We start from the raw sequence: 1,221 nt of genomic DNA, 5'->3' as shown, positions 1-1,221 counted from the left end.
CTAGGCCGTTTCCTCTGGATCACCGCGCTGACCAAATGAAGATGGCAGCGAGATGGAGTGCGGCAAGGTAGATGGTGGCGGTCTTGTCGTAGCGAGTGGCCAGGCCGCGCCACTGCTTGAGCTTGTTGATGCAGCGCTCGACGGTGTTCCTCTGCTTGTATGCCTCGCGGTCGAAGGCCGGCGGGCGACCGCCGTGACTGCCCAGGCGCCTGCGATTGGCGGCCTGGTCCGCGGGCTGTGGGATGACTGCCCGGATCCCACGCCGACGTAGGTGACGGCGGATCGCCCGGGACGAGTAGGCCTTATCAGCCAGGACCGCATCCGGCGTGATTCTGGGGCGGCCGACCCGCCGGGGCACCCTCAATCGGTCCATGACCTGTGCGAATGCTGGCGCATCACCAGCCTGGCCTGGCGTGAGGACGAAGGCGAGCGGTCGGCAGCGTCCGTCGGCGGCGAGGTGGATCTTGGTGGTCAGTCCGCCGCGGGAGCGTCCGAGGGCATGGTCGGGCGGCTCGCCTTCCGGGGCCCCTTTTGACGGGCCCCGGCGGCGTGCTGGTGAGCTCGGACAATCGTGGAGTCGACCGAAACGACCCAGTCGAGGTCGCCTTCAGCGTCGGCCTGGGCGAGGAGGGCCGTGAAGACCTTCTCCCAGGTGCCGTCAGCGGCCCACTTCCGCAGCCGGTTGTGGACACCCTTCCACGACCCGAAGTGTTCGGGCAGGTCCATCCACGGCGTCCCGGTCCGGTACTTGAACGCGATCGCGTCGATCACCTGCCGGTGATCCCGCCACCGGCCACCCCGTCGAGGTGTCCTGTCCGGCAGCAACGGCTCGATGCGTGCCCACTGGGCGTCAGTCAACGACACACCCGGACCAACGATCAGATGATCCGAAGGCTACTGCTCAACCTCCTTGGCGCTGTTGACGCTCGCGAAGCCGCCGCACATGCCTGGCGTACTGCCCAGCCCGCGACCTCTGAGCGCGATCGATCGAAAGCACCTGGGGATCAGCCGCACGCTCGTACAACTCGACCTCGAAGGGGTCTGCGTCAACCTCGACAAGCCGTGCCAACGCGTCCCGATCCTGCACAGCCGTCGGACGTACGCGAACCTCGCCCCTCCACACCTGACCGCTCGCTTCGGCTTGATCCACCTCGCCAATATAGGTGCGGGCAGGCCACGTGCAGACCCTTCTGAACCAAGATCCGAAAGAGACGCCCTAGG

At 66.7% G+C, this 1,221-nt stretch carries 1 protein-coding gene; it reads right to left on the bottom strand.

The features are described from left to right. Positions 1–19: 19 nt before the first annotated feature. A protein-coding gene (locus IF99_RS33135) for an IS5 family transposase (protein ID WP_158716688.1) occupies positions 20–879 on the bottom strand; the annotation gives its coding sequence in 2 pieces (ribosomal slippage) (positions 20–508 and positions 511–879; 858 coding nt in all). Positions 880–1,221: the final 342 nt, after the last annotated feature.

Origin of the sequence: Streptomyces sp. NRRL F-5630 (assembly GCF_000719475.1) — a bacterium.
Classification (GTDB): domain Bacteria; phylum Actinomycetota; class Actinomycetes; order Streptomycetales; family Streptomycetaceae; genus Streptomyces.
Note: the sequence above shows the minus strand (reverse complement) of the source record. Positions and strands in the feature narration are given on the sequence as shown.